Source organism: Microcystis sp. M079S1, assembly GCF_020246425.1.
Classification (GTDB): Bacteria; Cyanobacteriota; Cyanobacteriia; order Cyanobacteriales; family Microcystaceae; genus Microcystis; species Microcystis aeruginosa.
The window spans coordinates 1-4,582 of record NZ_JADBSZ010000185.1; the positions used below are offsets into that span (position 1 = coordinate 1).

General features: G+C 41.1%; 6 protein-coding genes. 1 reads left to right on the forward strand and 5 read right to left on the reverse strand.

What is annotated here, in order from left to right; all coding sequences use genetic code 11:
• Nucleotides 1-125: 125 nt before the first annotated feature.
• On the reverse strand, nt 126-518 hold the full coding sequence (locus IM456_RS12160) for a hypothetical protein (protein WP_253881466.1): 393 nt from the start codon (nt 516-518) through the stop codon (nt 126-128).
• A 439-nt stretch (nt 519-957) separates the two neighbouring features.
• Between IM456_RS12160 and IM456_RS12165 the strand changes: the two genes are divergently transcribed.
• On the forward strand, nt 958-2,241 hold the full coding sequence (locus IM456_RS12165; RefSeq protein ID WP_287693247.1) for a protein kinase domain-containing protein: 1,284 nt from the start codon (nt 958-960) through the stop codon (nt 2,239-2,241).
• Nucleotides 2,242-2,273: 32 nt separating this feature from the next.
• Here IM456_RS12165 and dps read toward each other — a convergent pair whose 3' ends face one another.
• The 4 genes from dps to IM456_RS12185 form a co-directional block, all read right to left on the reverse strand.
• Nucleotides 2,274-2,807 carry a DNA starvation/stationary phase protection protein Dps gene (gene dps, locus IM456_RS12170; RefSeq protein ID WP_012268378.1) on the reverse strand — a complete coding sequence of 178 codons (534 nt, stop codon included), beginning with the start codon at nt 2,805-2,807 and terminating at the stop codon, nt 2,274-2,276.
• A gap of 258 nt (nt 2,808-3,065) precedes the next feature.
• A complete protein-coding gene (locus IM456_RS12175) occupies nt 3,066-3,293 on the reverse strand; it encodes a type II toxin-antitoxin system HicA family toxin (RefSeq protein WP_002739431.1) in 228 nt (75 codons plus the stop codon).
• A 2-nt stretch (nt 3,294-3,295) separates the two neighbouring features.
• A complete protein-coding gene (locus IM456_RS12180) occupies nt 3,296-3,502 on the reverse strand; it encodes a type II toxin-antitoxin system HicB family antitoxin (protein ID WP_002739432.1) in 207 nt (68 codons plus the stop codon).
• A gap of 95 nt (nt 3,503-3,597) precedes the next feature.
• Nucleotides 3,598-4,582 (reverse strand): RNA-guided endonuclease InsQ/TnpB family protein (locus IM456_RS12185; RefSeq protein WP_287712780.1); only part of this gene is annotated, 985 nt, incomplete at its 5' end.

Below are 4,582 nucleotides of genomic sequence, written 5' to 3' on the forward strand. Positions count from 1 at the left end.
AAAAGATATTTATCAGAAAAGTCATGATCAAGCTAGAGGTTTAAAGACTGATCGGGTTCCAATTATTTTTATTAATAAATATTTTACACAATTCATACCAGGTAAGCAAGAGGGCTACGCCACTACTACCGAATCATTACCGTGATTTTGATCTTGATGTCATTACCCCAGGTTCCTGGAGTTTGTGCCTCCAGTTTCACCAGATCTTTGTCGGTGCTATCTTTGATTTTGTAGGCAGCTCTGGTGGCGTTAGTGCCTGTACGAACTGCATAGACAGTCTTACCGCCATTGTTATAAATCTGCTCTAGTGCTTGAATTAAGGTTAGTTGGCGAGCGGGATCAATTTCCCCGAAAATTGCTTTAGCTTCCGAAAAACTGCCAAGAATTTGTACCTCATCCACTGGTCTTTTGGCTGCGGTTCCAACAATTCCGATATTTCCTGAAACAACCTGACCAGCGCTAATCAGTCCTTCATCTCGTACTGTTATGTAAGTACCCGGTAAGATGGCCTCAACCATGAGAGGTTCCTCCTATTTTGGGAAAATTTTAGGTTTATCGTAGCCCCCTGGTTTACTCTTGTCGTTACCCTTGGCAGTCGTGCCAAGCAGAGAATAAACTCACAAGCGAGCCGATTTAATTATAGCTTGCTTTGACTATCCGGAAAGGCCTCTCGGCTTCTCCCAACCAACAACTCTTGCCGCTGACTGCTGGTTGTGACTTAGTTTAACTCTTTGAGCCGAAAAAATATTTGGTATTTGATGATTTCTTCTCAATATCTGATTGGTTGAGTATTTTTTTTGCTTATTCTGATTTTTTTTCTTTGAAAAGACCTGTAGTTTTTTATGCTTCAAACTGAAGTGGGGAATATGGGTTAAAATATTAAAAGGATGCTAAAGATGGCGGCTAGAGTTTCCAGAGTGAGCTATCCTAGAAATACTCCTTACTCCATCCTCCCCCATGCTCGATCGAGTTCTCCATAGTCGTTATCAAGTCCAACAGGTGCTGGGAAAAAAAACTATCTTAGCGAGGGACAGACACACCACCCAGTTAGTTATCATTAAACTTATTTCTGTTCCTAGTGGGCAAGGGAGTCAGTTTATCGGAGAAATAACCGGTAAAATTGCCCTATTGCGACAACTCTCCCACCCATCTCTCCCCAAATACCTCGATAGCTTTGAGATAGATTCATCCCAAGAACAAATCATCGCTATTGTCCGACCTTATTTATCAGCGCAGCCTTTAGAAAACTATCTTAACTCCAGTTATTTGTTAGCAGAACAAGATCTCAAACAAATTGCCAAATATCTTTTGGAGATTCTCTCCTATCTCCATCAGCAGGATGTCCCCATTAACCACGGCAATATTAAACTTAGTAATATCCTCTTTGATACCCAGTCCCATCGTTTTTATCTAGTTGATTTTGCCTTTGATTCCGATTCTCCCACCACGGACTTACAGGATATAGGTAAAAGTTTGATTAGTTTAGCCACGGGGATTAAGCATCGTTACATACCCGAAAACTTTGAACAAAAAACTAATCTAAGCGCTTTTTTCATCTATTGGTTAAAAAGATTATCAAACTCCCCCCCAGACTCTCATTTTCGTTCGGTGACAGAAGCTTTAGCCAGCTTATATAGTTGTCAATTGATCTTAGTATCTATTGGCAATCTGACCAAACCCTACGGCAGCGAAGTTACTGTTTATAAAAAAGATAATCTCCTGCAAATAAAAATCGCTAGTAAAACCAAACAAAAGTTTTTCAACAATCTCAAAACCCAGTTAAGACAGTTTTTACCATCCCTATTTTTTACGATCATTCTCTTAACCATAGTCGGTATTTATGATCTCAAACTGGTCGCTTTTTTAATCCCGATTATCCTAATTTTTCTGCTCAATTTAATCTCCTCTAGTTTATCTTGGCAGTTATGGAAATCTTTTTGGCAGGGGGAACTAGAGTTAAAAATTACCCCCAAAAAAGTTTCTCTCTACCAAAAACTCTGGGGGCTGAAATTTAAACTAACTGCCGATGCTGCTAGTTGCGAAATTTATAGTCTCATTCGTCGCAATGTCACCGTCACTATGCAGGGAGAAAATGTTAATATTATTCCTCCTTCTCTGGTTCTCGTTGCCAACCATCGAGAATATGTTATCACTGCCAGTGAAGATGTTAGCGAAGCGGAATTAGATTGGTTGGCACAACAGTTAAGTGATTGGCTACGTTTACCGATTACGAGAATTTAAGGTGTATTAAGCTAAGTTAATACACCCCAAATTTATCTGATAACATCTTCCGATTTAATCAGATGCGCTTCTAGGAACCAGAGACGTTTATCGATGTCCCGGGAGATTTCCGTATAGAGATCTGCTGTGTCGGCATCCCCTTGATTGCCAGTGGTATCAATAGCAGAACGAAGATGGGCGGCGTATAAGGCATAACGTTCGGCTAAAGCAACGATATGTTCACTACCATCGACGATATCAGCCGGATATTCCGGCAGAATCGAGTTAGCGGCAGCGATGCGCGCTGTTCCTAAAGCGGTTCCACCTAAAGCGGTAATCCGTTCTGCTACCATGTCCCCATAGCCTTCTAATTCCGTGGCCATTTCGTCGAATAGGCTGTGCAATTGGTAGAAATTTAAACCTTTTACATTCCAGTGGGCCTGTTTAACCTGAGTTTTTAGGTCTAAACTAGCGGCAAGGGTTTGGCTTAAGATTTCAACAATAGCTTTGCGGATATCTAATGCTAAATCGATGCGGGTGGCGTAGTATTGTCCCGTGGTTTTGGTTTTGACTGGAGTGGCTACCATAATCTTTCTCCTTGATCAGTTAACAGAATACTCGATAATTTTTGTGGGTGCATAAGGGACTGATTTTGATCCTATTGGACGTTGATAATAAACTGAAAAACGGCCAATTAATTCGGAAAACAAGTAGCTGATAACTGATACTTCCAATGCGCTCAGTACAAGTAACGGCTCGAATCAGCGGCATCAGACAACCTTGAACTGAGCATCAGCAGCCTTCGTCCGTCCGCTGCACTCGAATTGTTAGACCTCTCTTATCGCTCATCTCATGCCAGAAACAAATTCTTGTACCGTAATTCCAGCAGTACGAATAAGACTACGAAGCGTACCCTTTGCCACTTCACGATGATCAGGAACAGAGAGTGTTACCTGTTCGCCCTCCTTAACCATGATAATATGGCTGGCACTTTGACGCGCAACTTGCCAGCCGAAGGTTTCAAATACTCGGACTACCTCACGTCCGCTGAGAACAGGAAGAGCAGAGGACATGATTATGCCATTACCTCTACTTGGTGAGTTTCAATCGTTAGGGGTAGCCCACGTTCTGCACGAACTTGAAGGCAGGCGATAATTGCATCTCTGATATTTTCAAGAGCTTCTGCTCTCGTTTTACCTTGGCTGACACAACCCGGAATGCTGGGGCATTCTACAACCCAAACTCCATCTTCGTCACGGTCAAGTGTTACAGTCAACTTCATAAGTTTTCACCACAATCTCCCCGCTTATAGTTTACCTCGTGTTCTCACCTACCTATTAGTGGATGACAAGAACCTTCATTGACATACTCCCACCGTCAAGCTACGCTGTGACGGGGGATTCTTGACCTATCACTATCGGAAATTCCTTGTTCAACGAGACAGCTTAGATTCTCAATGTCTCCATTAAAAACCCAGAGGTCGGACTCTCCCAAGGCGTTTGGGTCGGTTTCTGTTTGCCCAACAGTACCGTTGAGATAATTTCCCAAATATTTCAACCCTTTTTTAAGAATATTTATTGCTGCATTATGATCCCTATCTAAGATTGTTTTACAGTTAGGACATTGGTGAGTTCTAGTGCTTAATGTTTTTTGAACTCTCGTCCCACAAACTGAACAATCTTGGCTAGTAAAATGGGGAGGAACAGCAACACAGACAATCCGATAAATCTTAGCAAAATAATTCAACCATTCAGTGAATTGATACCAAGAAGCATCAGAAATCGACTTAGACAGCTTACGGTTTTTGACTAAGTTTCTCACCTTTAAAGCCTCATAGACTACCAGATCATTAGACTGGACTAACGCCAAAGCGTCTTTAATTGCTTTGTCTTTACTTTGTCTTGACACTTTAAGATGAAGCCTAGCTACTTTTATCCGTTGCTTGTGATAGTTTTTAGACTGTTTCTTTCCTTTACGAAATTGTTTTGATAATCTCCTTTGTGCTTTTTTCAGTCGTTTTTCTGACTTGCTTAAATAACGGGGATTCTCTACAGTATTGCCTTGGGCATCGGTATAAAATTCCTTTAACCCTAAGTCAATTCCTGTTATTTGTCCCGTTGGTTTATGGTATTCTTGCCGTTCTACGTCAATCAAAAACTGGCAATAATAACCGTCAGCACGTCTAACAACTCTTACTCGTTTAATCTGTTGCTCTGAATAATAAACTAAGGTTTTTTGACTATACCATAAATCAAATTCTCCTGCTTTAAAGCCATCGGTAAACTTGATTTTACGTCGATGATCAGATAGTTGGTAGCCTGTTAGTTTGTACTCAACGGAACGGCTATGCTTTTTGAACCGA